Here is a 24,923-nt window from a genome sequence, read left to right as displayed (position 1 = left end):
CGCTGTTATCCACAGCCTCCCGCGTAGGCCGCCGACGGACTGGTTAGTCTCGAAGACGTGAGCAGGCTCCAGGTCGTCAGCGGCAAGGGCGGGACCGGAAAGACGACGGTCGCCGCAGCCCTCGCGCTGGCTCTCGCGACCGAGGGGAAGCGGACGCTTCTCGTGGAGGTCGAGGGTCGGCAGGGCATCGCACAGCTCTTCGAAACGGAGGCGTTGCCCTACGAGGAGCGCAAAATCGCCGTCGCCCCGGGCGGCGGCGAGGTGTACGCGCTCGCCATCGATCCCGAACTGGCCCTTCTGGACTATCTCCAGATGTTCTACAAGCTGGGCGGCGCGGGCCGGGCGCTGAAGAAGCTCGGCGCCATCGACTTCGCCACCACCATCGCGCCGGGCCTCAGGGACGTGCTCCTGACCGGCAAGGCGTGCGAGGCGGTGCGGCGCAAGGACAGAAGCGGACGGTTCGCCTATGACTACGTCGTCATGGACGCGCCGCCCACCGGGCGCATCACCCGCTTCCTCAACGTCAACGACGAGGTGGCCGGGCTGGCGAAGATCGGCCCGATACACAATCAGGCGCAGGCCGTGATGCGGGTGCTGAAGTCCCCCGAGACCGCCGTTCACCTGGTGACGCTGCTGGAGGAGATGCCGGTCCAGGAGACCGCGGACGGGATCGCCGAACTGCGCGCGGCGCGGCTGCCGGTGGGCCGGGTCGTCGTGAACATGGTGCGCCCGGAGGTGTTGGACGCGGCCGATCTGGAACTCGTACGGACGGTGCCGCGTACCGCCGTCGCGCAGTCGCTGTCGGCCGCAGGACTGGGCGGGGCGCGGCGCGGCGGGAAGGCCGAGCAGCTGGTGGACCCGCTGCTGGCGCAGGCCGGCGAGTACGCCGAGCGGTACGCGCTGGAGCACGAGCAGCGGGCCGTGCTGGGCGAGCTGGACCTGCCGCTGCACGAACTGCCGCTGTTCGCCGAGGGCATGGACCTCGCGGGCCTGTACGAACTCGCCACCGAGCTGCGGAAGCAGGGGATGTCATGAGTCCGGAACCGGCCAAGGCGCAGGAGCCCGCCCGTCACCGCCTCTCCCCCGCGCGCGTGCTCGACGTCGACGCGCTGATCGACGACCCGAAGACCCGGATCGTGGTGTGCTGCGGCTCGGGCGGGGTCGGGAAGACCACGACCGCGGCGGCGCTGGGGCTGCGGGCCGCCGAGCGCGGCCGCAAGGTGGTCGTCCTCACCATCGACCCGGCCCGGCGGCTCGCCCAGTCGATGGGCATCGACTCGCTGGACAACGTGCCGCGCCGGGTGAAAGGCACCGACGGCGGCGGCGAGCTGCACGCCATGATGCTCGACATGAAGCGCACCTTCGACGAGGTCGTCGAGGCGCACGCGGACCCCGAGCGGGCCGCCGTGATCCTGGCCAACCCCTTCTACCAGTCGCTCTCTGCGGGCTTCGCGGGCACGCAGGAGTACATGGCGATGGAGAAGCTGGGCCAGCTGCGGGCGAAGGACGAGTGGGATCTGATCGTCGTCGACACGCCGCCGTCCCGCTCGGCCCTGGACTTCCTGGAAGCGCCCAAGCGGCTCGGCTCCTTCTTGGACGGCCGTCTGATCCGGCTGCTGACGGCCCCGGCGAAGCTGGGCGGCCGCGCCGGGATGGCCTTCCTCAACGTCGGCATGTCGATGATGACCGGCACCCTCGGCAAGCTGCTGGGCGGTCAGCTGCTGAAGGACGTCCAGACGTTCGTGGCCGCGATGGACACCACCTTCGGCGGGTTCCGTACGCGCGCGGACGCGACGTACAAACTGCTGCAGGCGCCCGGCACCGCGTTCCTGGTGGTGGCGGCCCCGGAGCGGGACGCACTGCGCGAGGCCGCGTACTTCGTGGAGCGGCTGGCCGACGAGGACATGCCGCTGGTGGGTCTGGTGCTCAACCGGGTCCACGGCAGCGGCGCCGGCCGGCTGTCGGCCGAGCGGGCGCTCGCCGCCGCGGAAAATCTTGAAGAGCCCCGCATTGTGGATCAGGGGGGCGGGAAAGCTGGTCTTCGTAACTCTCCCGACACGTACGGCAGTTCAGAATCTCGCGCTTCCGAAACACCAACTCCTGACGAAGGCTCCCCCGCCGCCACGGAGAAGGAGCGCACGGGCGACACCGCGCGCGCCGACGAGGAGCGACCCGTCGATCAGCTCACCGCAGGCCTGCTGAGGTTGCACGCCGAGCGTATGCAACTGCTCTCCCGTGAGCAGCGCACGCGTGACCGCTTCACCGCGCGCCACCCCGAGGTGGCGGTGGTGGAAGTGGCCGCGCTGCCCGGCGATGTGCACGACCTCGTTGGACTGCGGGACATCGGGGAACGGCTCGCGGCCGGCCGACCTGAGCTGCCCTAGCCGTCTGCACGGCCGGGCCGCCTGAGTGGCCGGGCGTCGCCGTGGGCCCGCATACAGCGGGCCCTGACAAAGGGGCTGCTGTCGGCGTATACCGGAAATGTATGCCCGGACGACGTGTCCGGAAGATGTGCCCGAAAGGTCCTTGAACGCCCAGGTGTGCCCGAGGGCAGCGCCCTCAGCTCACCGCTGCGTAGTTCTCGTACACCTCGTCGCTGTCCAGGGGCACGATCCCGACCCCCCGCTCATACTCCAGGCGCGCGGTCTCCAGCAGCCTGCGCCAGGACGTCACGGTGGGTCGCCTGCGCAGCAATGCGCGGCGCTCGCGCTCCGTCATGCCTCCCCATACGCCGAATTCGACGCGATTGTCCAGCGCATCAGCCAGACATTCGGTGCGTACCGGACATCCGGTGCACACTGCCTTGGCCCTGTTCTGCGCTGCTCCCTGCACGAACAGTTCATCCGGATCGGTAGTGCGGCAGGCGGCCTGCGCACTCCAGTCGGTAACCCAGCCCATACCGGCGCCGTCCTCTCCCGAATCGAGGCTCCCCCACGGCGGCAGCGGCATATTCACCGCCGCCAGTTGAGGACGTTACGGAAGGTGGGCACAGCGCAACACCCCCTTCGGGCCCAATCTTGAATGGCCCGAACGGACTATGGGTAAGCGGCAGATCACCCGCGGGAGTGAGCTGGCGACATGCGTGATCATCCCGGCAAACCGGGACACCTGTGATGCGCCACAACGGACGCCGTGTGACACACGAGGCGGAGTCGGACACGCTTCCAACACACCCCGACATGCCCGACGGGGGAGCCCGCCGAAAAAAGTCGAGTGGTTCCGGAACGATTCGGGGTCGCCGGACGTATTGATACGTGGCCGCACTGCTGTGACAGTTGGGAGCAGCTTAGGCCAAGGCCTTCACGCGTGTCCGGCGAATGAGAACGTAGGCTGCCCCTATGCCAAAGAAGCGCTCGGGTGGTGGTCTGTCGCCAACGCAGCAGGCCGCCAAGTTCCTCGGTGTCAGTGTCCTCGCGGGAGCCGTGATGGCCGGCATCGCGCTGCCCGCTGCCGGTGCGCTCGGGCTCGCGGCCAAGGGGTCGGTCCAGGGATTCGACGAGATCCCGGCCAACCTCAAGAGCCCGCAGCTCAGTCAGCGCACCACGATCCTGGACGGCGCGGGCCGCAAGATCGCCTCGGTGTACTCCCGTGACCGCACGGTGGTGGACCTCAAGGACATCTCGCCGTACATACAGAAGGCGATCGTCGCGATCGAGGACTCCCGCTTCTACCAGCACGGCGCGATCGACCTGAAGGGTGTCCTGCGCGCCGTGAACAAGAACGCGCAGAGCGGCGGGGTCTCCCAGGGCGCCTCCACGCTCACCCAGCAGCTGGTGAAGAACTACTTCATCGAGGAGGCCGGCGACGACCCCACCAAGGTCGCGCAGGCCACCCAGCAGACGCTGGGCCGCAAGATCCGCGAGCTGAAGTACGCGATCCAGATCGAGGACAAGCTCGGCAAGAAGAAGATCCTGGAGAACTACCTCAACATCACCTTCTTCGGCGAGCAGGCCTACGGCGTCGAGGCGGCCGCCCAGCGCTACTTCTCCAAGCACGCCAAGGACCTCAGCCTCCCCGAGGCCGCGCTCCTGGCCGGCATCGTCCAGTCCCCGAGCCGCTACGACCCGGTGAACGACGAGGCCGAGGCCACCAAGCGCCGCAACATCGTGCTCCAGCGCATGGCCGAGGTCGGCGACATCTCCCAGGCGGAGGCCGACAAGGCCAAGGAGGAGCCGATCCGGCTGCGCGTCCGCCAGCCGAAGAACGGCTGCATCACGGCCAGTAAGGGCGCCAGCTTCTTCTGCAAGTACGTCGAGCACGTCTTCCTCAGCGACCCGGTCTTCGGCAAGACCCGCGAGGACCGCGCCAAGGTCTGGAACCGCGGCGGCCTCACGATCCGTACGACCCTCGACCCGCAGGCCCAGGACTCGGTCCAGGCGTCGCTCAAGGAGCACGTCAACCAGTCCGACAAGGTCGCCGCGGCCGCCACCCTGGTCGAGCCCGGCACCGGCAAGATCCTGGCGATGGGCCAGTCGAAGCCGTACGGCTACGGCAAGAACGAGACCGAGTACAACTACTCGGTCGACCGGGACATGGGCGGCTCCAACTACGGCTTCCCGACCGGTTCGACGTTCAAGCCGTTCGTGGCCGCGGCCGCCGTCGAGAACGGCCGCCCGGCGACACAGGAGTTCTCCTCGCCGTACCAGATGCTGTACCCGAGCCCGGTGCAGGCCTGCGACGGCAAGCAGTGGGTCAACAACGAGAACGCGAAGGTCGAGAACGAGAGCGAGTCCGAGAAGGGCCCGTACGCCATGAAGGAGGCGATGGCCAAGTCGGTCAACACCTACTTCGTGCAGCTCATCTCTTCCATCGGCCTGTGCCCGGTGGTCAAGATGACCGACGCGATGCACGTGGTGCAGGGCGACGGCGAGAAGCTCCCCCAGGTGCCGGCCATCGCGCTCGGCTCCAAGGGCATCTCCCCGCTGACCATGGCCAACGCGTACGCCACCTTCGCCTCCCGGGGCATGTACTGCACGCCGATCGCCATAGAGTCGATCACCCAGAAGATCGGCAACGAGCGGAAGTCGATGCAGGTCCCGAAGTCGACCTGCTCGCGCGCGATGACCGAGCAGACCGCCGACACGGTCAACACGCTGCTGCGCGGTGTGGTCGACTCCGGTACGGGTCAGCAGGCCGGTCTCACCGACCGCGAGAGCGCCGGTAAGACGGGTACGACGGACGAGCGCAAGAACGCCTGGTTCGTCGGCTACACGCCCAACATGGCCGGTGCGGTCTGGGTCGGCAGCGCCCGGCAGAACGTGAAGATGGTCAACATCTCCATCGGCGGCGTCTACCACCCCCTCGTCTACGGCGGTCAGGTCCCGGGCCCGATCTGGAAGGACGCCATGAGCGGCGCGCTCCAGGGCAAGCCGGCCGGCTCCTTCAACCTCGTCGATATCCCCGACAGCGACAAGGGTCACGACGACCAGGGCGACGGCGGCCACAACGGCAACGGCAACGGTGGCAACGGGGACAACCGCGGAGTCATCGGCGGGATCATCGGCGGACTGGACGGCGGCCAGAACGGCGGCACCTTCCCGACCCCGTCCTTCCCCGGCGGCTTCGTCCAGGGCCAGACCAACGGCGGCACCAACGGCCACGGGCGCGGCGGCAGGGGCTGAGCCCGACCGCCACCAGGGTTGACGGACAAGCGACGGCCCCTTTCTCCTCACATGCACGGCACGAGCCGTACGAGGGGAAAGGGGCCGTCGGTGTGTCAGGGGGCGTCGACCAGCCGGTGACCCTTCACCCGCCGCTGGTCGTCGGCCTCACGCCGGGCCGAGTCGGTCAGCCCTGGAGCAGCTTCTTCACCGCGGCGGCGACGCGGCCGCCCTCGGCCTGACCGGCCACCTTCGGGTTCACGATCTTCATGACGGCACCCATGGCCCGCGGCCCCTCGGCCCCCGCCGCCTTCGCCTCCTCGACGGCCTGGCCGACGATCCGCTCCAGCTCCTCGTCGGACAGCTGCTTGGGCAGGTACGCGGCAAGGATCTCGCCCTCCGCGGTCTCCCGCTCGGCCTGCTGGGGGCGACCACCCTGAGCGAAGGCGTCGGCCGCCTCGCGGCGCTTCTTGGCCTCCTTGGTGATCACCTTGAGGACCTCGTCGTCGGAGAGCTCCCGCTTCTCCTTGCCCGCGACCTCCTCCTTGGTGATCGCGGCAAGCGTCAGCCGGAGCGTCGAGGAGCGGAGCTCGTCGCGCTCCTTGATCGCGGCATTGAGGTCGTCGTGCAGCTTCGACTTGAGCGTGGTGGTCATGCGCACGATTGTCGCAGGTGTGGGAGCCCGGACGCCCGCTGATTTATGGGCTGCCCGAGCACGGCGTACCGACGGGGTCTGACACGATGGTCGTATGCGCGCACGATACGGAGTACCTCTTGGGATCATGGCCGCCGGCGCCGCCGGTCTGGTGTACGCGGCGGGGTTCGAGGCCCGCTCCTTCCGCCTCCGCCGGGTGACGATTCCGGTCCTCCCCGCGGGCATGCGCCCGCTGCGCATCCTGCAGGTCTCCGACATCCACATGGTGAGAGGGCAGCGCAAGAAGCAGCGCTGGCTGCGCTCGCTGGCGGGCCTGCGCCCCGACTTCGTGATCAACACGGGTGACAACCTCTCGGACCCGGAGGGCGTGCCGGAGGTCCTGGACGCCCTGGGCCCCCTGATGGAGTTCCCGGGCGCGTACGTCTTCGGCTCCAACGACTACTACGGCCCCACACCCCGCAACCCCGCCCGCTACTTGCTGGAGAAGACCAGCGGCCGCCACGGCCTGAACGGCAACCCGCCGGTCGTCGGCGCGGTCCACAACCCCTGGGAAGACCTCCGCGACAGCTTTGACGCGGCGGGCTGGCTGAACCTGACGAACACCCGCGGTGTGCTGAAGGTCGAGGGCGTCTCGGTGGAGCTGACCGGCCTGGACGACCCGCACATCAAGCGCGACCGCTACGCGGAGGTGGCCGGCGGCCCGTCGAGCACGTACGACTTCTCGATGGGCGTGGTGCACGCCCCGTACCTGCGCGTCCTGGACTCCTACGCTGCGGACGGCTACCCCTTGGTCCTGGCCGGCCACACCCACGGCGGCCAGCTGTGCATCCCCTTCTACGGCGCCCTGGTCACCAACTGCGACCTGGACACGGACCGCGTGAAGGGCCTGTCCACGCACACGGCGGAGGGCCGGACGTCGTACCTGCACGTGTCGGCGGGCTGCGGCACGAGCCGCTACACGCCGGTACGGTTCGCGTGCCCGCCGGAGGCGACGCTGCTGACGCTGGTGGGCAAGGAGTAGGCCCCCTCGATCGGGCGGCTGGGGAAGCGGGCTCGATCGAACGGCTGGGGAAGCGGAGGAAACGGGGGCGGCGGGTAACTCACCCAGCCCGCCCAAATCGCCCCTTCTGTCACGCTTGCTTAGCGTGAGGGCATGACCGCCCCGATACCCAGGGACATCCCGGACCTCCCCGCGGTCCCGAGCACGCCCGCGTTGGTGCCCTCGCCCGTGCCGGCCGCGGCGGTGGTGACCCCCTTCCGTCGGCCCCTGGCAGCGACGTTCCGCCTCCTGACGGCCCTGACCGCGACCGCGGGCGTCACCCTGGAGTTCCTCCTCGGCAGCCCGACCCGCGCCCTGAGCCACTTCAGCGTCCAGGCCAACATCCTGCTGGCCCTGGTCATGCTCATCTCAGCCCACCGGGCCTGGGCGGCGCGCCGCCCGGTCGCACCGGCCCTGACGGGGGCGATCCTCCTCTACGCCGTGACCGCGGCCCTGGCCTACCACCTGCTCCTGGCCCACACGACGCCCCCGTTCTCCATGACGGGAGCGACCACGCCGCCGGAGCGGTGGCACGGCGAGTGGATCGCCGCGCAGCTCCTCCACAAGGCGGCACCGGCCGCGGCGGTCCTCGACTGGCTCCTGCTGACCGCCCCCGGCCGACTGCACCTGCGCCAGGCCAGCGCCTGGCTCCTCTACCCCCTGGCCTACCTGGCCTTCACGCTCGTCCGGGGCGAACTCCTCGTCCCCGGCACGCCCGGCCGTTACCTCTATCCCTTCCTGGACGTCGACCAGCACGGCTACCGCAGCACCCTGGCCAACGCCCTCCTCCTCGGCCTCGCCGTCTACGCCCTGTCCGTCCTCCTGATCGCCCTGGACCACGCCCGCCCGAACCCCGTCCGCCGCCGCTCCAAAACCGGATTTCGTCTCCGGGCACCAGTGGGCTAAAGTAAACGTCGTCGCCGCGACAAGCAGCGACATCGGGGTGTAGCGCAGCTTGGCAGCGCGCTTCGTTCGGGACGAAGAGGTCGTGGGTTCAAATCCCGCCACCCCGACACAGATCAGAGGCCCATTCACGTTGATCGTGAATGGGCCTCTGTCGTGCGTACAGCAGCGGAGTACAGCAACCGCTATGACTCCTGCTGACCGTCCATGTCCGACGGCTCTTCCTGCTTGCGCTTGCCCCTCTTCTTGCCGTCCTTCTGCTTGCTGCCGCCCAGGGCCTTCCCCAGCTTTCGGAGCGCGCGCCGGGTCTCCGACGACGGCACGTGTGTGTAGACCTCCATAGTCACCGCGATCTCCGAGTGGCGAAGGATCTGCATCGCGATCCGGGGGTGGACGTCAAGCGCGGCCAGGAGCGAGGCGCAGGTGTGGCGGGTGTCGTGGACGCGGATACGGCGGACGTCGGCGCGCTCGCAGCGGCGATCGAACTCGCGGGTGAAGTTCCTCGGCTCCACCGGGGTGCCATAGCGGGTCGTGAAGACGAGGTCCGATTCCGTCCAGAGATCTTTTGCCCGCTCCTTCGCGGCCTGCTGCTCCTTCTGCCGGAGACGGAGGGCGGCCATGCAGATGTCAGGCAGCGGCAGCACTGCCTCCGAGGCCTCTGTCTTGGCCGTGTCGGTGTGCAGGAGGCGCCGGCGGACGCGCTGTAGCTGGTGCTGGATGCGCAGTTCCCCCGTGTCCAGGTTCACGTCCGACCAGGTGAGGCCGAGCACCTCCCCCTTGCGCAGGCCCAGCACGAGGATCAGCACGTAGGCGCCGTACAGGTAGTCCCGCCAGGTCTGCGCGTTCTCAAGGAAGGTGCAGGCCTCTTCGACTGACCACGGGTCCGGTCGTTTGCGTCGAGCCCGCTGCACCTTCACCAGCTGGGCGACGTTCTTCGCGATGCGTTCTTCCACCATCGCGTTCGTCAGCGCGCTGCGGAGAATCGTCCGCGCGTCGTTGACCGAGCGCTTCGAAAGCGTCCGCTTGCAGCACTGTCCCTTGGCACAGCAACGCTGTTTTTCCTCGGGCCGCCTGGCGTCCTTGCCCTGTACGCAGCACTGGCAAGTTTCAGCGAGCTTGTTGAGCCAGCTCCGCATGTCCTGGACGGTAAGCCGATCGAGCCGCTTCGAACCGAGGAACGGGACTATGTACAGGCGCACGGTCGTCTCGTACGTCGCGGCGGTCAACGGCCGGAGGTTGGGTTCTACGACTTCCTTGAGCCAGTAAGCGAGGTACGACGCCAGGGTCGGCGTATTGGTCGCCACGGGCCCCTTCTTGGCTTCGCTGTGGAGCTTGACCCACTTCTCGTGGACGTCCTTCCGGGTGGGCCCGTACACGTACTTCCGCTTGCGGTTCCCATCCGGTGTGGTGACCCAGACGTACGCGGCGAACCCGTTCCGGTAGGGATAGATGGACCCTTCGCCGTTGCCCCGCTTCCCGCTCACGCGGACCACCTCTCAGCTTCGGAGGCGCAGCGGTTCACGTACTCGTCCACCCAGGCCGGGAGGATCCGCCGGTTGCGCCCGATCTTGATGGAACGGATCTCGCCCGCGAGCACGAGCAACTTGGTCTTGGAGAGGCTGAAGCCGAGCATTTCGGCGACTTCCGCCATCGTGTGCCACTTCCGGCTGATCGTGGCCGGGGTCATCAGGTGGGTTCTCCTTCTGTTCCGGGGGCGGGTTCGAGGGTGGCGGCGAGCCAGGTCTCAGCTGCGCTGAGGCCCGTGCCGGCGAAGACCCAGTGGGCGAGGACGAGCGTGGTTTCGCCGTCCCGCGAGAGCACCGGTGCAACTTGGGCACGACGCCAATCGGCGCGTGCGTCGCGAAGGGCGCCGAGGGTGGTGGAGTAGCGGCGGGACTTGGTGGAGAAGTGGCCGCGGAAGCCCAGCATGTGAGCCCAGGCCCGGAGCCGGAGTTCCTCCAGTTCCTTGCGCGCGCCCAGGGTCCAAGCCGTACGGATCATGCGCCGGGCGTGTTCGGTGATCCGAGCCTGGGGCAGCTCGGCGAGGAACCTGATGGGTCGGTCGAGGGTGCCAGTCGCCGTCTCGGCACCCTTGGTGGCGTACTTGGCGATGTACGCCGCTACGGCACGCTCGGTCAGCTCCTGGCTACCGTCGAAGTCGGCGGAGCGGATCGGGCGGACGTCGAGCTGTCGGCCGAAGCCGAACGTGTGCGACCGGCCGTCAATGTCCGGGCCGTCGACACGGGAGGCGCCAGCGGCGGCTCGGATGGCGTCTGTGAGCAGTTCGGCCGTTGCCCACGCCGGAGGGGTGCCGTTGCCGCCGTCCGGGCCGTCGAGGCGGATGACCGCGTGGAAGTGGATGGCGCCTCGCTTCTGGTACTCGGCGACCTTGGCGAACGAGATGCGTGCGTGATCGCGGAACTCCCGTTGGGTGAGTCCGGCACGCTTGGCCACCTCGCGGCGGAGGTAGATCGAGAAACGACGCCAGAGGGCGCCGGCGTGCGCGTTCCAGAGCACGGCCGCTTCGTAGTCGTAAGTGTCCGGGTCGAGGGGCGAGCCCAGGGCTGGGTCCGCTTCCTCGTGCCGGATGCCGCAGCGGCAGTCCCGGCCGCTGGAGGGGCGGTTGTGAACGGGGCCGAAGCTCGGAGCCGTGAAGGTAGCGAAGACGCGCGGGTGTGTGCCGACCTCTTTGGGCGTGCCTTTGCCGCCCCGCAGACCGGCGGTGATCAGGTGGTAGGTGTCGCGGCGGTATGTCTCGGCGCAGGCAGCGCAGCGGGTGGCCCGGCGGTTGTTGCAGCGGACGAGGAGCTGACCGGCGGGGAGCGAGGCGGAGTCGAGGTGGTGTAAGGCTCGGCCGATCTCGCCGGTGGTCTTGTTGACCTCGTATTCGGTGCGGTGGCCGTCAAGGCGTACGGGGTTGGTGCAGCCGCCCAGTCCGGAGAGTTGGCGGGCCAGTTCGGGCATGGTGCCGAGGGAGGCCAGCATGGAGAGTTCCGTCAGCGGGGGCGGAGTGTGCCGGGTGATGATGGGACTTCCTTTCGGCTGTTTCGCGGTTGGGAGGGACGGCCCCGGGGCGGCCGATGCTTGCCGGCTGTTGCCGCCCCGGCGGCCGGTCATCGCCTGTTGGCGTTGCTGGCCAGGAAGCGCAGCACTACGGCGGCGATGGCCACGGAGATGGCCGTGACGGCGACGGCGGCCAGGAGCGCGGTGAGGACCACTCCGCCGACGAGCACGACCGCTACGGCCTTGTGGTCGAGGGCGATCGACGGCAGTGCGCGCCGGACCGGCGTCTGGTCGGTCGAGGTGCGGGTGTGCGCGGGCGGTGGGGTCGGGTTGTCGGGGTACTTGGGCAGGAACACGGCGGATCTCCTTTCAGCGGTGGGTGCCGTTGACGACGCCGACCCCGGAGCGGGTGCCGGAGTCGATGGCGGGGGCGAGGATGGTGTGCGAGAGCAGGAAGCCGAACAGCGCGAACACGACGGCGACCCAGAGGCGAATGCCGAGGAACTTGATCGCGGCCCAGGCGATGACGCCGAGGACGAAGACGAGCGGGAGCGAGACGGTCACGGGAGCTCCTCAGCGGACGGCGCAGCGGTGGGTGCGGGCGGCCAGTTCGGCGGCGGCGCGGCTGTCGTAGTCCGTGGAGAAGCCGCAGCGCGGGGCGGTGCAGGCGGCGGTGTGCTTCTCGCGGCCCCGGTTGTCGTACGAGGTGGCGACCTGGACGGGGCCGATGCGGGCGACGTTGCGGAAGCGGCGGTTGGCGGGCATCAGGGGATCTCCTTCGAGTTCTCGCCGGTGAAGTCGGTGACGTGATCGGCCAGCCAGCGCAAGATCTCGTCGCCCTCGTAGCTGTCGGCGGCGAGGATCACCGGCTCGGCGATCAGCACGGCTTCGGTGAGGCGGTTCTGGCGGGTCAGCTCGGCGGCGCGTTTCAGCGCGCGGAGCGTGGACAGGCGCATCGGGGAAGTTCCTCCGGGTCAGATGAGTTGGGCGGCGATGGCTTCGGCCAGCGGCAGCGGGACGCCGAGCCGGGCACGAAGGGTCGGGGTGTCGATGGCAGCTCCCGTCCGGGAGCGGTGCTCGTCGGCGAGCTTGCGAGCGAGGGCGACGAGGGCAGGCGGGACGGGCGTTGTCGAGGGCGGAGCCGGTGCCAGTTCCACAGCGGGTGATTCGGGTGTCGAGGGCGTAGCCCGGGCCGTGTTCTCCTCCGGGACCGGTGGTTCTTGCGGCCGCGGAGTTCCGTGGGCGAGGAGCGTTCCGCCGAGGAAGGCGACGGCGGGCCATCCAGCGACGAGAACGCGCAGCCAGGCCGGCACGGCGCCCAGGTCGAGCAGTCCGGCCGTGGCGACATTGGCGCCGAGCGACACAGTCAGCGCAACGAGAAACCAGCACCAGGCGGCCGCCTTGCCGCCACCTGAGCGGATCCGCCGCCAGGCGGCCACGAGGAGCAGGTCAACGCTGATCGGATAGGCCCATGCCTTCCAACCGGCCTGTCCGGCAGCGGCAGCGAGGTCATGTAGGTGAGCGAAGGACAGTGCACCGGCGATCACTGCTTGGACCAGGACCGCGTCCACTCGCATGGCGGGGCGGGCCATCAGGACTTCTCGCCGGGGTAGTCGGGGCCGCCGTTGGGGTCGTAGCCGGGCGGGAAGGTGCCGGGCGGAGGCTCCGGCAAGGATGCCGCCAGGGACGGGCCGACGGCTGCAATGAAGCCCGCGTCCGCGCCGACGGTGTGGGCGTACAGCGCGAGTTGGCCGAGCAGTAGGACGGTCCGGGCGAAGTCCTCGTTGCGGCGGCACATGGCGAGTGCTCTCCCTTCTTCAGGCATGGAGGGGGTAGGGACTTGGCGCGGGACGGCCGCGCCGGCCGATGAGTCGGGTGGGATCAGTCGGTGATCGGGCGCGGGACGGTGATCGGCCCGGAGCCCTTCACGGGGACGGCCGGGCTGTGCGGCCGGAAGGGAGTGAGCGCCGGTACGTCCGGGGCGAGGTACGCCGACTCTCGGCATACGGCCGCAGCATCGGCGAGGGAGAGGTACGGGGTGCGGATGCGAGACCAGCCGCCGGAGGTGTCGCCCGCGACGGCGAGGCCAGGGCGTTCGGGCGCGATGGCACAGGCGGCGGCCACGGCTTCGGGTGCGATGTCGCCCAGGGCCATCTTTGCGGAGGCTTCGTCGTTGACGCGGTGGCAGACGCGGCCAGTGAGCTGGGCGCGGAGCATGGTGGCGCCCTTGCCGAGTTCGGCGCCGAAGCGCTGGCCGCAGACTTCGAGGTAGATGCCGGCGGCGCGGCCGAGCTGGGCGAGGCGGATGAGCTGGGTGACCATCTCGTCCCGCCGTTCCTCGTCCTTCTTGGTGGCGATGAGGAAGAGTTCGGCCACCTCGTCGACGAACAGCACGATGGACACGGGCCGTTCGTTCTCGGGCAAGCCCCAGATATCGGAGGTGATCTCCTCGTCCGGGGTGCCGTGCGCGGTGCCTTGCCGGGACTTGATCAAGTCGTAGCGGTCCTCCATTTCCTTGACCAGTACGGGCAGCAGCTCGGAGGCCTCGTCCGGGTCGGTCGCCAGTGCTGACAGCCGCGGGGCGAAAGGCGCCAGCTCCACACCCCGCTTGCAGTCGATGCCGACCAGGGCGACGGGCTGACGGGCGAGCCCGGTGACGAGGTGACGCTGGTACATGGACTTGCCGGACAGCGTTGCGCCGAGGACGAGTTCATGCGGAACGGTCCGGTAGTCACGCACGAAGGGCGTGGCGTCCTCCCGTAGAGCCACCGGAATCCGGAGAAGCCCGCCATCGAACCGGCGAGGCATCCGTACCTTCCGCAGGACGTCGAAGCCGACAAGCCGGAGTTCGACGACGCCCGGCTTGACGTCCTTCACGTACACGGCATGGACACCCCAGGCGTGCCGTAGACGTTCGGCCGAGGCCGCCACATCCGCCGGTTCCTGGCCCGGAGCCAGCCGCAGCCGGATCCGGAGACCGGTCGCGCTGGGTCGGATCAGACCCCGGCGGGGCGGGACGGGACGGATCTCTCGACGAGTGGTCGCCTTGATGGCGAGCGCCCGCCACCGAGACGGTTCGACGGTTAAGCCGCAGGCGTCCATGGTCGAGGAGTACGAGGCCACCAGCCGGGCCACCGAAAGCGGCAGCCCGACCGTGGACCAGTACGCCGCCGGATGAGCGTGCCGAGCGTAGGCCGCACCACCTATCGCAGCGAGTGAGCCGCCCAGCTCGGCCACCGTCATCAGGTCCGTCATGCGGATCAGCCCGCCTGAGCCATCGGGAAGGCGCCAGGAGCAACCGCGGTGGCCCGGTAGGCGATGCCGTGCCGCTGCTGACCGTTGAACACGCTCTCCCACGGACGGGCCACCAGGCCGGGCAGCGAGACGGGAGCGCCGACGGTCAGGCCTTCCGTCACTCCGTTCTCGGGGATGGTGACCTGGATCAACGACGACTCGCCCTCGTCGATGTAGACGACGCCGACGGTCATCAGTGCCTCACCAGTCACGGCGTCCTTGGCGATCTCACCGGTCTGCCGGTCGCGCACCTTCGGCGCCGGAGCTTCGGTCAGCAGGATCGTGGCGGACGAGGCGTCAATGCGGATCACACGCACAGGGATTTCTCCTTCTGAGTCGATCAACCAGCCACCTGACAGGTTGACTTAGCAAGTTCGAAGCTAGGGACGTCAAGTTGACTTGTCAAGTCAGATCGGAAGGGAACTGGCCCCGAATCGGGCTCAGTTCAAGCGATAGGTGTCTTCCAACTCCTGCCGGTCGGCAGGAAGTAGCACGTCAGAGACTTGCAACACCTGGCCGGTGGCATCGCAGGCGATGACCAGGACACTCAGGACTGGCACTCCTTCGGGCAGAGCCAGAAACTCAGCTTCGCTCGCTTCGGGCAGTCGAGCCGAGACCCGTTCCGTCACATGGTCGAAGCGGACTTTCCTCCGCGCTTCCAGATGCTCGCGGACACTGCCGCTCAAGGCTTCATCGCTCGCCAGGCCAGTGCCTTCGGCCAGGCCGGCGGGGAAGTAGGACGAGACCAGTTCGGCAGCTTCGCCGCCGTCTTCGACAAGGAAGCGACGCACCAGGACCTCGGCACGCTTCGGCAGCCCCAGCGCGGAGGCGACGCGAGCAGGCACAAAGACTTCGCCGACTTCGACGAGGCGCCCCTGGGTGCGTGACTCATCGCGCTCCAGCGCGTCACGGCCCCGCCGATCCTTCTGTTCGACCACGGCCGGACGCCCACGCACGATCGTGCCGTAGCCCTGACGGGACTCCAGCCAGCCGTCCCGCTTCAGCAGTTCCAACGCCCGCACGACGGTCGGACGCGACATCCCGAAGGCCTGCACCAGCTGATTCTCACTGGGAACCCGAGTGCCAGGCGGATACGTGCCGTCCTCGATGCGACGCTGAATCGTCTGCGCGAGACGAACGTACTTCGGCGCTTCCACCTCATACGCCATGAACGCCGCCCATCGAGATTGGCCAAGTCAACTGGTCAACCACACTAGCGCCCATCGCAGCACAAGGGAATGTAACGCGGGCCGCGCTCATTGGGGCCAGGCATCAGCCATCACGAAGGACACGACGGTTCCACCGAACCGGCTCGGACCCGAGTACCAAGAGTCGGCGATGGAGTCGACCAGGAGGAGCCCGCGCCCGTGGGCGTCATTGGCATCCGGCCGACGCATCCGCACGCTCGCGGGGAACCCGGGATTGTGCACCTCCACGCGGAGCGAGGTCCCTTCGCGGAACCACTCCACCCTCACGACCCACGTATCGTCCGATCGCCCGTAGACAATCGCGTTGGTCACCAGCTCGGAAATCATCAGCGAGCAGTCTTCGACCGAACAGGCCGGATTGTGCGGAGCGATGAACTTCCGGAACCAGCGCCGAGCCATCGGCACGGAGTCCGGAAGAGGGTGCAAGGTCATCGCTCCGAGTGATTCCGGGCCGGGACCACCGCGCTTGTCGCTGCTGTCGCGCATCCGTGCTCACTCCCTGCCGGTGCCGTCGCAGTCGAGGCACCGCCGCTTCGATGTGGCACGGGCACGGTCGTTGACGGTGGAGAGCGCCAGCGCCGTGCGGGAGCTGACGCGCTTCCAACCACGCCCCCGGCAACCGCGGCAGGTTAAGTGCGCGCCCTCATCCGGCCGCTGACTCGTCACACCGTGCCCCCTTCCAGTAAGTGGCCTTAGCCACTTACTGGATAGTGGCATTAGCCACTCCGACCGCGCAAGCGGTTCGACGTAACTGGTGAACGATCAGGTGAGCGGGTACCCCTGCTCGAACGCCCAACGGTGGGGCGGGTAGGTGGCTTCGGCGAACTCCAGCGGTCGGTCCTGCAAGTCGAAGACGACGTGATGCACGATCAAGACAGCTGAACCGGGCTCCAGTTGGAGGTCGGCAGACTCCTCCTCGGTCGCGGCCCGAGCGCACATGCGGTCTTCTGCGTAGCTCCCCTTGCGTCCCGTCATGTTCTCGACGTACAGCAGGGTGCCCTCTTGAATCCTCTCGGGATCCATGAGCTTGGGCGCCTTCTCCCCGACGTCCGGAGCGAACCACGAGGTGGACAACGTGATAGGTCCGTCCTGGTTGTTGGTCACGCGCCTCCGGTGCACGGCGCGCCGCTCCTTGATCAGGCCCAGCGCCTCAGCAACGTAATCCGGTGCCTCCAGCCAGCCGGCCGACGTGATGACGGCGTACTCGCCAGGGGTGTAGATCTTCCCCGTCTGCCGAGCCCGCCCGTACAACTCCCGCGCCCGTCGGTTGACTTCCAGGCTGCGGACGTACGTTCCCGATCCCTGTCGCTTCTCGACCAGGCCCTGATGGCTCAGCGCTTCCAGCGAGCGGGCAGCTGTCGGCCGGGACACCTTCCAGTCCGACGCAAGCTGCCGTTCCGAGGGGACCTCGTCCCCCGGCCGCAGGTCCCCCCGAAGGATCTGATCGCGGATGAAGTGGGCGATCTGGAGATACTTCGGCTGAGCCTCCTCGATCTGAGGCATGCTCCCTCCCTATCCAAGTGGCTATGGCCTCTAGCCACTATAGAGTCACTGGCCAATATTCGAACCCGTACGCTGGTCGCATGACGCGGTTGATCGTCGCAGCAGGAGGAGGTGGCGACGCAGTCGCCGCCGCAATGCTTGACGCCGCCCTGTACGGCGACGAGGACCCGGCGGTGATCCTCACGTACGCGTGGGATCGCTTGCTCGTCGACCCGGTGCCAGGCCCCCGAGGGGCGCGCGACTTCACAGGGCTCGAACCGATCACTCCCGCGGTGTGGGCAGTGCCGGCGGCCGCGCGCCCGATCGCTCCGGCAGGATCCACGCTCCCCCGCCTCGCGGCAGAGCTCCCGCACACATTGGCGTTGCTCGACCCGCACCACGGCGCCGAGGGCGTGACGCGCCAACTGGAAGAACTGATCAGCCTCTTGGGCCCGGAGTCGGTCGACCTCCTCGACGTCGGCGGCGACATCCTCGCCCGCGGCAGCGAGCCGACACTCAAAAGCCCGCTTGCCGACGCGGTCACTCTGGCCGCCGCCTGCCAAGTGAACGCGCCGATCCGGCTGTTGGTCGCAGGGCCCGGCCTGGACGGCGAACTTCCCCACGATGAAGTGCGCGGGATACTCGGCCCCCTCGTCCACAGCTTCACCGCGGCGGAGGTGGAGCCGATCAGCTCGGTCCTGGATTGGCACCCCTCCGAGGCCACGGGGATGCTCGCGGCCACCGCCCGAGGAGTACGCGGTACCTGTGAGGTTCGGGATGCCGGCCTTCCCGTACCCCTGACCGACGACGGTCCGAGCGTCCACGAGGTCGACCTGGACGACGCGTTGAGCCGCAACAACCTGGCCCGCGCCATCATGACGACTGCCGCCCTGGACGAGGTGGAGGCGCACAGCCGGGACGTCTGCGGCTTCTCCGAGATCGACTACGAGCGCAACAAGGCCGCGTGGCTCAAGGAGCAGCCGCCGGTGGAACTCGACGTCGAATTCGTGCTGCCTCAACTCGACCGGTTTGAGGCCGAGGCCCGGAGCCGCGGAGTCACCCACACGACGTTCCGCCACCTCACCGAGGCCCTGAACCTCGACGGCTCTCAGCGCGATGCCCTCCGCCAACTTCTGATCATCAACCGTCCACGCCAGTACGTGGCGCCTCTATGGCAGCTCACATGACGAGTAACGGCACTCCTGCGCCGGACGGTCCGACTGATGCCCAGGTCTTGCTAGCACGAACGGACTGGGCTGCATTGAGCCACGCCTATGGATTTGCCACCGAGGCACCGGAGATGCTGGCAGCGTTGTTCGACGCAAACCAGGGCGTGAGGACCAAGGCGCTCGATTACCTGCACGGCACCTTGCACCACCAGAACACGCTCTACGAGGCAACGGTGCCAGCGGCGCGCTACGCGGCAGCGATCTTGCCAGACCCGCGAACGACATGGGCCGTCGACAAGAAACGCCACGACTTCCCTGGTTGCATGCGCGCTGAACTGCTGGCCTGGATTGCCTCAGTCGCGAATGAAGTCACGAACGAGGCTGAAGCCTTGTGCCAGCGCCTTGGACTGCCCCTCGACGAGTACCCGCCAGCAGTCGGCATCCGAGAGATTCGACCGCTCCTGTTCTCAGCGTCCCTCCTCTGCACCGAGGACACCGACCGCCACGTGCGCGAGGCAGCCCTTACGGCCTGTATCCCTCTCCTTGACGATCCCCAGTTGGTGGGCCACCGAGGAGATTTGGTGCCTTTGATCAGAGAGGTCTTGGGCACGAGTGAGCTGTGGCAGCACCGCGAGCGAGCCATCGACGCACTCGACTCCTGGGGCGAGGACTCCTCGGGCTTGGTAGGCCAGCGGAACCCGTTCCAGTTCTGCGACTCCGATCTACTGCACGACGACTCCTCAGCGTGGCTCACTGACCCTAGGTCTACCGAGGGATACAGCGAAGAACCGCCGTTCTGACCGCCGACCATCCAAGATCCACACGAGGCTGTCAGCCAGTGAGTTACAACTTTCTCTACTGGTTCAAGGCGGCTCGCTCCGCTCCCCGCGCGCGGCCCGGCCCCCGGCCGGGCCTGCGCTCCTGTCTCCGCCCCGCTCCAGCCCGGCCGGCGCCCGGGCCGCGCTCTGAGCAATCAGCCGCCTGATGCCAGAGAAGGGGTACGTCGTGGCTGGGGTGGTCGGCTCCACGGCTCTAGCCACCTCCCCGGTCCGGGTCCCGCGTCGAGCAAGACCAGGGGGCCACTCGTGCACATTGCGGTCAGGCCCAAAGCCTGCCCGAGTTGCCAACCAGCGTACGGCCCCCTGATCATGCTCGACCCCAGACCGGGCAGGCCACCGGCCAAACCCGCTCCGCCGACCTACTGTGCGCCCAAAGCCATCACGGGCGGTATGCCCTAGACGGTCTTACAGAGAGGCACTGGCCACTGATCAATTCGATCCTGGTGGTCTCCACACTGAGCGGCCAAAGTGAAGCCAGAACTGGTAACAACCGCGCGAATCGAACCAGCACAAAAGTGTGACGGCAGCGAACGCATTTCCTGCTGGGCTTGGGCAGAGATGCGCTGAGGGCGGTCAATGAAACCGAAGCATCCTGCAGTCACTTGGGTGCACATAACTTTAGACAGGGAAGAAGCTGCTCGAACAGTACCGGCAGACGGGTGCCCATACCTGTTCGTCGCGCCAGCAGATATGATCAAGCGCTCAGGCTGAACTGCTTGCAGAACTTGGTCGCGAACGGCCCCACCCGCGTCTCCGTGCAGATCTGCTCCATGGTGAGGCCAACGAAATATGTGCGCCTGCAGAGAAGTCCCGTCCGCGATAAGCCTACTCCACGTAGATCCGACGGCATCCCCGCCAATCAAAACGCGCGTAGTCTCAACCTCAATTGCCACTACCGCGCTAGCTACGTTCCGCTGTCTCCGCGCATAAGCTTCAGTTAATTCTCTGTGATCTGGAGCCAACATCTTCCAATGGACTTTCCCGACTACTCCCTCCGCACCCTCTTCCGCACCCTCCAGACGGGTTCGCGATCGATCGAGATTCAGAAATTGCAACAAGGTCGTGCGGATTCCGTAGTTCGGTCTCCCTCCTTCAGGGAACAGAGTGTCGTGATTGTAGACAACTCTCACAGGAGGCATCGCGGCCGTCACGCGGGCAATCCCACCGTAATGATCAAGATCCCAGTGTGTCACTATAGCCGTGTGGATTGAAATCGATTCCCGATTTGCAAACTCCAGAACTTGGTCAGCACGCCCCGCCGGGCAATCAATCAGGACCGCATTTCGACTCTCCGAGTCGATCACTAGCGTGCAGTCCCCCTGGCCTACATCAAGGAACCAGATTTCGGCTGCAGGGCCAACGCTTCCATACTGGCTGGCAATAGTCACCGATTGATCTCCATTCCGGGATCACCATACTCATCCGCAGGGAGCCAATCGAAAGTATGCAATCCGAAACGCGCTGACACGAGGTCTTTCAAGTCTCCGGACGCCTGGAAATCAACCCCTGGCTGACAGAGCCAGCCTGGGGCACGGAGGGGTGGTTTCATTCGCATACCTTCATCGTCCGTGACGCCAGAGACCCAGACACGCAACCCGTGTTCGTCCGCCTCCAAGACGTGACCAAAGGCGGGAGCCTCAAATCCAGATCTCCTTGCTTCTGAGTTAGGACCATGAGAAGGGTATCGGATAACACCCTCAGGGCCAGGCTGACCTTCCAAGGACCGCCCAACTACCCGAGCAATATCTTCTGTCAATCCATAAACATAAGCAATCGTCTCTTCCAAGCCGTTGGCTGCGGATTCCATTGATGCAGGATTTCCGCTAGCTACCGCTCGGGACATTTGCCTACCAGCCTTCGCTAGTTCGAGAAGCGAATCGCGTGTTGCTGGAATGGGGAGCGCTTGAATAGTGGTTGGTGAGATATTCCGCCCAGGCTCTCGTTCATCTACCCAGCATGAGGCCATACCAGAGCCCAGGACAGCGAGGATGGCAAATAGACGATCCTCGGGTCCCATCCCGTTCCAGCCACGCCAATCAGCGTTGGGAATGGCCATATGGAACGTTTCCCTGGGCACGACCCCCAAGAGATCAACCCCAGCCTTAATGCGCCAGGGGTTTGAGGTGTTCCAACGCTTCGCAACCACCAGCACCTTGGCACTGCGCACATGCCCGTCGAATTGACCCGTCCTACTAAAGTCCTCAGGGTATTTAACAGGGATCAGTCTGCTTTGATCTGGAGACCCGAAAGCTTTCAGATCACGTAGTGAAGACAGCTCCAAGTGCGTCGCTTCTTCTGCCTCACGCCGAGGCCTGCCTGGCTCATGTGGTCTGCCGTTCCGAATCACAGCCACATTCCCTAGGGGCACAACGCCAGCGTGTTGCTTAAAGAATCTGGTAAGTGGGCCTTCGAGTAGCCCCTCGCCACTCTTACCGGGAAGAGTTGTGTACGAGTAGTCGGGAAGTCCTGTGTCCAGGAAGCGCGATAGTGCACCTGCGCGTCCGGAAACACGTTTTACGAGCGTAACTCGATTACTCCTATGGCCGCCTGCTTTCTTCTGGGCGATGATTACAGCCGGAGCGATTGCATCGGTTGTCGATTGGAAGGTCTCACTCGGGAGCCGCCACATTTCGAGTAGAGTGGCTCTCTCCAGCAAACCCGTTCGGGCCGACTTACTGGTCCTTGACTTCACCCAACTCAGCGGAAGAACGCAGGCGAGAAATCCGTCTTCAACTAGGTTGTCCAGCATCCAGTCAATAAATGCATCCGCCCTTTCGGCTGCTGGTTTACCTCGCCGAGTGTGTTGCCAGGGAGGATTGCTGACCATGATGGACGGCCTATCCTGAGCATCGAGATGTTCCGCAAGTGCGTCTCGCGACTCAACGCGCCAACTGTTTCCCGATGGAAGTGCCGTCATCAGAAGTGAAAGCTTGGTTACTTCCGTAGCAAAGAGGTCCTGATCATAACCGCGCAGATGGCTCGTAATATATCGATGCTTCTCCAGAGCATCAGCCTCAGCAGGCTGAAGTTTCTTAAGACGGTCTGAGGCGGCAAGTAGCATGGTCCCCGATCCGCATGCTGGATCGAGGATGAATCGATTCCGTGGATGGATTGTTTCAACAGGAACCATTTCTAGTAGCTGCTTCGCCACGGCGGGCGGCGTGTAATAGGTCCCTTGTTCTCTTCTCTGACTATGGGTAACGAGGGCTTGCTCATAGACGTCACTGACCATTGCGGGCTCTAGCCCGGCGAAGTTCACTCTCTCGCCGATTTCTCGGACGATGGAATCAAATGTTTCAATGCCGGTAGGCGAAAACTGATTCAGCCAGTCAAAGTAGCCGGGATAGCGTTGTTGTGCAACGTCAATGAGAACGGCCGGCGGCCCATCGGCCACCTGCCCCTTATCTCGAAGCATCAGCACAGCAAGAGCTCCGATAACGAGGCGCGAAACATCTGTGGGGGACTGCCCTTGCATAGACTCATCAGCAGCCTGCATAGCGGCCTCGACTTGTTCAGTCAGGTAACTCCTGTTCTTCTTTCGTGATTGTTCAAAGAGCTCTAGGTCAACAGGGAACAATGGATTCTGTGAAAAATTGAGCTTCGCTCGACTTACAGCCTCAGGAGTGAGAGAAGAAAGTTCCCGAACGATCAGGTCCTGTGACCCGATAGGTGCTGTCTGGATCTCCCGGGTATTCTCATTATCTACCGATACACGCCACAGACTCAGGCGATCGGGAAGTGCAATAAGCATTGCAGGAGTTGCAAGGGACGCGGCCGCTTCTACCCAGCGCCCTCGGATCTCGGCTTCGTAATCGACTACAGCGGCCATGATGGCACTCGTCGACAGGTCTTGTTGATCAACTTGGGCGAATGCTACGAAATCCGCTCGAACTCGACGCCCTTCAACAGGCCAAACTGGAAAATCTTCCCGGATCAACCGATCAAAATATCCGCACTGAGCAAGGACGCCAGCCAGTACTGCCCGTCGTTGCTCGTAGGTCGCAGTAACCATGCTGGGGACTCTCCGCTCCTCTGGGTCCTGGGGCTTCGAGTTGCCCCGATCTCGCCCTACTCTTAGGTCATCCTATGAAGTGTGATCGCCCGACGTGCCAGCGGTAGCGCCACTCAACACCTCCTCTGTGCTGCTCCACTGTCGATGCATCAGCGGCAGCGTGCAGCATCGCCCGTGTACATCGACTGACCATAGCTGTCGGTTCATTGGCTCGGGCTGTATATATGAATCTCCGCCGCAGACGTCGTTCATGCGCCTGCCCGCCGGGACTACGGCCCTCAACTCTCTCCCACCCGATGAGTAATGGTGCCGGCGCTGAATGTTCGGCAGTAGGGCCGAGCTCGAACCAGCAGACCGCCTTCACAACAGGCTGGTGCTGTGTGTAAGTCACGCCGGCTGACGCAGGCAAACTAGCCACTAGGGGAGCCTGCCGTGCACCACACCGGCGCTTCCCACGCATGAGGGGTGGCAGCTGGCGCGACGTGCCTCGTGATCGCCATCGTGGCTCTACTCTTCACCGTCCGACCAGTGCACATCGGCACTGTGACCGCCGAAGGCTGGTCTCGTTGGGCGACTCTGGAGCCCGAGGCGCTATGCGACCACATGCGCGCGGAACATCGAGCTGAGCGGGTTTCATTCCTCTCCCCCACAGTCGTGATCAAGTTCCGTCGTCCCCATCTCGGAATCAAACCCATCCTGGCTGGAGTCGGCCTGCAGTTTGCTGCAACTGCGCTGAGCTTGGTCTCGTAGAGCCGCGACCGAGGATGAAGCACCGTGCCAGACTCGTGCCAGGTTGTGCGGGGAGCAACGGGGAATGGCGGGGAGCACGCTGCCGACCGGCGCGGCACCGTTAGCAGTTCCGCTGCTGGTCAGCGCAGCAATCGCCCATAGAAGACCCAAGCTTCCCAAGCTGAGGGCCTTGAAAAGGCGGACCCTGAAGTGTCCTACGGCCCGGCCGACGCGGCTTGCTGTGGTCGACGCCGTGACAGCGTGGCTGAGGTCGGTGGGGGTCCGACGAAGCATACGCGCACCTGATCGGTCGGCGCACCCGTCCACGTGGCTGACTGTCGTCGGCTGAGGCACAGACGCCCTCGAAGTGTCCGCCCATCAGACCGAGACCGGCCGCCTCACAGCACACCGTTGCTGCTGTCACAGGTGCCGGACCCAAGCGCACGGCATTAGTACCCTTGACAACCCAGCTACTAACTGAGTTATCTACTGTCTTATGGACTTCACTGTGATTGCTCACGCGGTAGAGGTGGACCACGGCATCAAGCGCCTCTCGATGCGCTTCATCAAGAAGTACGCCGCGCCGGAGAGAGACCGACTCAGCGCGGCGCTGCGCGAGCAGATCAGCAAGGAGCTCGACAGGCACGGTTTGATGACGCTGCCGAAGACGCTTCCGCCATCCGAGAGTGAGTTCGTGTTCGTCATCCAGAAGGACAGCCCACTAGGGCAGGTCGTGTCTCTGGCTGCCACGGTGGCGGGCATGGAGAAGCTCGGCATGAGGTCGTTCCCGCCGGGCATGTTCGACAGCATCCCTGGAACCTTGAAGGACCTCACGTGACATCCACGCCTGACATCAACGGTGCCGAACGCGGACAGCCGTCAATGGCCCTTGGTGGCCGGTGAGTCCGTGCGGATCCAATGCCTAGCCGGGCAGTGACCGAACTCCTAAAGCGGGTGTCGCAGCTTCGACTCGCCGGGAGCACCTCGGCT

At 66.1% G+C, this 24,923-nt stretch carries 27 protein-coding genes and 1 tRNA gene; 10 read left to right on the top strand and 18 right to left on the bottom strand.

What is annotated here, in order from left to right; all coding sequences use genetic code 11:
• The first annotated feature begins 57 nt into the window (after nt 1-57).
• Together IPZ69_RS30520 and IPZ69_RS30515 are read left to right on the top strand one after the other, a co-directional pair.
• Entirely contained in the window at nt 58-1,035 is a 978-nt protein-coding gene (locus IPZ69_RS30520; RefSeq protein WP_235457876.1) for an ArsA family ATPase, read from the top strand.
• Nucleotides 1,032-2,384 carry an ArsA family ATPase gene (locus IPZ69_RS30515; RefSeq protein WP_235457875.1) on the top strand — a complete coding sequence of 451 codons (1,353 nt, stop codon included), beginning with the start codon at nt 1,032-1,034 and terminating at the stop codon, nt 2,382-2,384. Before IPZ69_RS30520 ends, IPZ69_RS30515 begins: the two co-directional genes overlap by 4 nt.
• Nucleotides 2,385-2,559: 175 nt before the next feature.
• Here the strand turns inward: IPZ69_RS30515 and wblA are convergent, their stop codons facing one another.
• Nucleotides 2,560-2,898, bottom strand: coding sequence for a transcriptional regulator WblA (gene wblA, locus IPZ69_RS30510; RefSeq protein WP_179851885.1), 339 nt, complete (start codon nt 2,896-2,898; stop codon nt 2,560-2,562).
• 440 nt (nt 2,899-3,338) lie between these two features.
• Here wblA and IPZ69_RS30505 point away from each other — a divergent pair, with 440 nt between their 5' ends.
• A complete protein-coding gene (locus tag IPZ69_RS30505) occupies nt 3,339-5,621 on the top strand; it encodes a transglycosylase domain-containing protein (protein WP_235457874.1) in 2,283 nt (760 codons plus the stop codon).
• Between the two features lie 166 nt (nt 5,622-5,787).
• Here IPZ69_RS30505 and IPZ69_RS30500 read toward each other — a convergent pair whose 3' ends face one another.
• Entirely contained in the window at nt 5,788-6,255 is a 468-nt protein-coding gene (locus tag IPZ69_RS30500) for a GatB/YqeY domain-containing protein (protein WP_235457873.1), read from the bottom strand.
• Nucleotides 6,256-6,349: 94 nt separating this feature from the next.
• Between IPZ69_RS30500 and IPZ69_RS30495 the strand changes: the two genes are divergently transcribed.
• The 3 genes from IPZ69_RS30495 to IPZ69_RS30485 all read left to right on the top strand — a co-directional run bounded on the left by IPZ69_RS30495 (nt 6,350) and on the right by IPZ69_RS30485 (nt 8,307).
• Nucleotides 6,350-7,276, top strand: coding sequence for a metallophosphoesterase (locus IPZ69_RS30495; protein WP_235457872.1), 927 nt, complete (start codon nt 6,350-6,352; stop codon nt 7,274-7,276).
• A gap of 132 nt (nt 7,277-7,408) precedes the next feature.
• Nucleotides 7,409-8,200 carry a Pr6Pr family membrane protein gene (locus IPZ69_RS30490; RefSeq protein ID WP_235457871.1) on the top strand — a complete coding sequence of 264 codons (792 nt, stop codon included), beginning with the start codon at nt 7,409-7,411 and terminating at the stop codon, nt 8,198-8,200.
• 33 nt (nt 8,201-8,233) lie between these two features.
• A tRNA-Pro gene (locus IPZ69_RS30485) sits at nt 8,234-8,307 on the top strand.
• Nucleotides 8,308-8,382: 75 nt separating this feature from the next.
• On the opposite strand, the gene IPZ69_RS30480 is transcribed toward IPZ69_RS30485, so the two are convergent.
• From IPZ69_RS30480 to IPZ69_RS30415, 14 genes are all read right to left on the bottom strand, one after another.
• Complete coding sequence (locus IPZ69_RS30480; protein WP_235457870.1) at nt 8,383-9,690, bottom strand: site-specific integrase; 1,308 nt, start codon at nt 9,688-9,690, stop codon at nt 8,383-8,385.
• Nucleotides 9,678-9,884 (bottom strand): helix-turn-helix domain-containing protein, encoded by a 207-nt coding sequence (locus tag IPZ69_RS30475; protein ID WP_235457869.1) that lies wholly within the window; start codon nt 9,882-9,884, stop codon nt 9,678-9,680. Before IPZ69_RS30475 ends, IPZ69_RS30480 begins: the two co-directional genes overlap by 13 nt.
• Nucleotides 9,884-11,182 carry a replication initiator gene (locus tag IPZ69_RS30470; RefSeq protein ID WP_235457868.1) on the bottom strand — a complete coding sequence of 433 codons (1,299 nt, stop codon included), beginning with the start codon at nt 11,180-11,182 and terminating at the stop codon, nt 9,884-9,886. Before IPZ69_RS30470 ends, IPZ69_RS30475 begins: the two co-directional genes overlap by 1 nt.
• Nucleotides 11,183-11,310: 128 nt before the next feature.
• Nucleotides 11,311-11,556: a SpdD protein gene (locus IPZ69_RS30465; protein WP_235457867.1), complete on the bottom strand. Its 246-nt coding sequence runs from the start codon at nt 11,554-11,556 to the stop codon at nt 11,311-11,313.
• A 13-nt stretch (nt 11,557-11,569) separates the two neighbouring features.
• Nucleotides 11,570-11,764, bottom strand: a complete 195-nt coding sequence (locus IPZ69_RS30460; RefSeq protein WP_235457866.1) for a hypothetical protein — start codon at nt 11,762-11,764, stop codon at nt 11,570-11,572.
• 9 nt (nt 11,765-11,773) lie between these two features.
• A complete protein-coding gene (locus IPZ69_RS30455; RefSeq protein WP_235457865.1) occupies nt 11,774-11,965 on the bottom strand; it encodes a mobile element transfer protein in 192 nt (63 codons plus the stop codon).
• Entirely contained in the window at nt 11,965-12,156 is a 192-nt protein-coding gene (locus IPZ69_RS30450) for a hypothetical protein (protein WP_235457864.1), read from the bottom strand. Before IPZ69_RS30450 ends, IPZ69_RS30455 begins: the two co-directional genes overlap by 1 nt.
• Before the next feature lie 18 nt (nt 12,157-12,174).
• Nucleotides 12,175-12,792 carry a DUF2637 domain-containing protein gene (locus IPZ69_RS30445; protein WP_235457863.1) on the bottom strand — a complete coding sequence of 206 codons (618 nt, stop codon included), beginning with the start codon at nt 12,790-12,792 and terminating at the stop codon, nt 12,175-12,177.
• Complete coding sequence (locus IPZ69_RS30440; protein ID WP_235457862.1) at nt 12,792-12,998, bottom strand: hypothetical protein; 207 nt, start codon at nt 12,996-12,998, stop codon at nt 12,792-12,794. Before IPZ69_RS30440 ends, IPZ69_RS30445 begins: the two co-directional genes overlap by 1 nt.
• An 83-nt stretch (nt 12,999-13,081) precedes the next feature.
• Nucleotides 13,082-14,455, bottom strand: coding sequence for an FtsK/SpoIIIE domain-containing protein (locus IPZ69_RS30435; protein WP_235457861.1), 1,374 nt, complete (start codon nt 14,453-14,455; stop codon nt 13,082-13,084).
• Nucleotides 14,456-14,460: 5 nt separating this feature from the next.
• Complete coding sequence (locus IPZ69_RS30430; protein ID WP_235457860.1) at nt 14,461-14,811, bottom strand: SCO3933 family regulatory protein; 351 nt, start codon at nt 14,809-14,811, stop codon at nt 14,461-14,463.
• Between the two features lie 123 nt (nt 14,812-14,934).
• On the bottom strand, nt 14,935-15,663 hold the full coding sequence (locus IPZ69_RS30425) for a GntR family transcriptional regulator (RefSeq protein WP_235457859.1): 729 nt from the start codon (nt 15,661-15,663) through the stop codon (nt 14,935-14,937).
• 87 nt (nt 15,664-15,750) lie between these two features.
• Nucleotides 15,751-16,188, bottom strand: coding sequence for an ATP-binding protein (locus IPZ69_RS30420; protein ID WP_235457858.1), 438 nt, complete (start codon nt 16,186-16,188; stop codon nt 15,751-15,753).
• A 276-nt stretch (nt 16,189-16,464) separates the two neighbouring features.
• Nucleotides 16,465-17,205, bottom strand: coding sequence for a GntR family transcriptional regulator (locus tag IPZ69_RS30415; protein ID WP_235457857.1), 741 nt, complete (start codon nt 17,203-17,205; stop codon nt 16,465-16,467).
• Between the two features lie 80 nt (nt 17,206-17,285).
• On the opposite strand from IPZ69_RS30415, the gene IPZ69_RS30410 reads away from it, so the two are divergent.
• Complete coding sequence (locus tag IPZ69_RS30410) at nt 17,286-18,371, top strand: DUF1152 domain-containing protein (RefSeq protein ID WP_268835222.1); 1,086 nt, start codon at nt 17,286-17,288, stop codon at nt 18,369-18,371.
• The gene (locus IPZ69_RS30405; RefSeq protein WP_235457855.1) at nt 18,368-19,153 is read left to right on the top strand and encodes a hypothetical protein; all 786 of its coding nucleotides are present in this window, start codon (nt 18,368-18,370) and stop codon (nt 19,151-19,153) included. Before IPZ69_RS30410 ends, IPZ69_RS30405 begins: the two co-directional genes overlap by 4 nt.
• Before the next feature lie 434 nt (nt 19,154-19,587).
• On the opposite strand, the gene IPZ69_RS47940 is transcribed toward IPZ69_RS30405, so the two are convergent.
• Together IPZ69_RS47940 and IPZ69_RS30400 are read right to left on the bottom strand one after the other, a co-directional pair.
• Nucleotides 19,588-20,580, bottom strand: coding sequence for a ComEC/Rec2 family competence protein (locus IPZ69_RS47940; RefSeq protein WP_374294339.1), 993 nt, complete (start codon nt 20,578-20,580; stop codon nt 19,588-19,590).
• Complete coding sequence (locus IPZ69_RS30400) at nt 20,577-23,204, bottom strand: N-6 DNA methylase (RefSeq protein ID WP_235457854.1); 2,628 nt, start codon at nt 23,202-23,204, stop codon at nt 20,577-20,579. The genes IPZ69_RS47940 and IPZ69_RS30400 overlap by 4 nt, the downstream gene beginning before the upstream one ends.
• A 465-nt stretch (nt 23,205-23,669) precedes the next feature.
• On the opposite strand from IPZ69_RS30400, the gene IPZ69_RS47935 reads away from it, so the two are divergent.
• On the top strand, nt 23,670-23,954 hold the full coding sequence (locus tag IPZ69_RS47935) for a Pycsar system effector family protein (protein WP_374294335.1): 285 nt from the start codon (nt 23,670-23,672) through the stop codon (nt 23,952-23,954).
• A gap of 475 nt (nt 23,955-24,429) precedes the next feature.
• Nucleotides 24,430-24,771: a hypothetical protein gene (locus tag IPZ69_RS30395; RefSeq protein ID WP_235457853.1), complete on the top strand. Its 342-nt coding sequence runs from the start codon at nt 24,430-24,432 to the stop codon at nt 24,769-24,771.
• The last annotated feature ends 152 nt before the right edge of the window (nt 24,772-24,923 follow it).

It is taken from the genome of Streptomyces olivochromogenes, from assembly GCF_021538895.1.
GTDB classification, from domain to species: Bacteria; Actinomycetota; Actinomycetes; order Streptomycetales; family Streptomycetaceae; genus Streptomyces; species Streptomyces olivochromogenes_A.
Note: the sequence above shows the minus strand (reverse complement) of the source record. Positions and strands in the feature narration are given on the sequence as shown.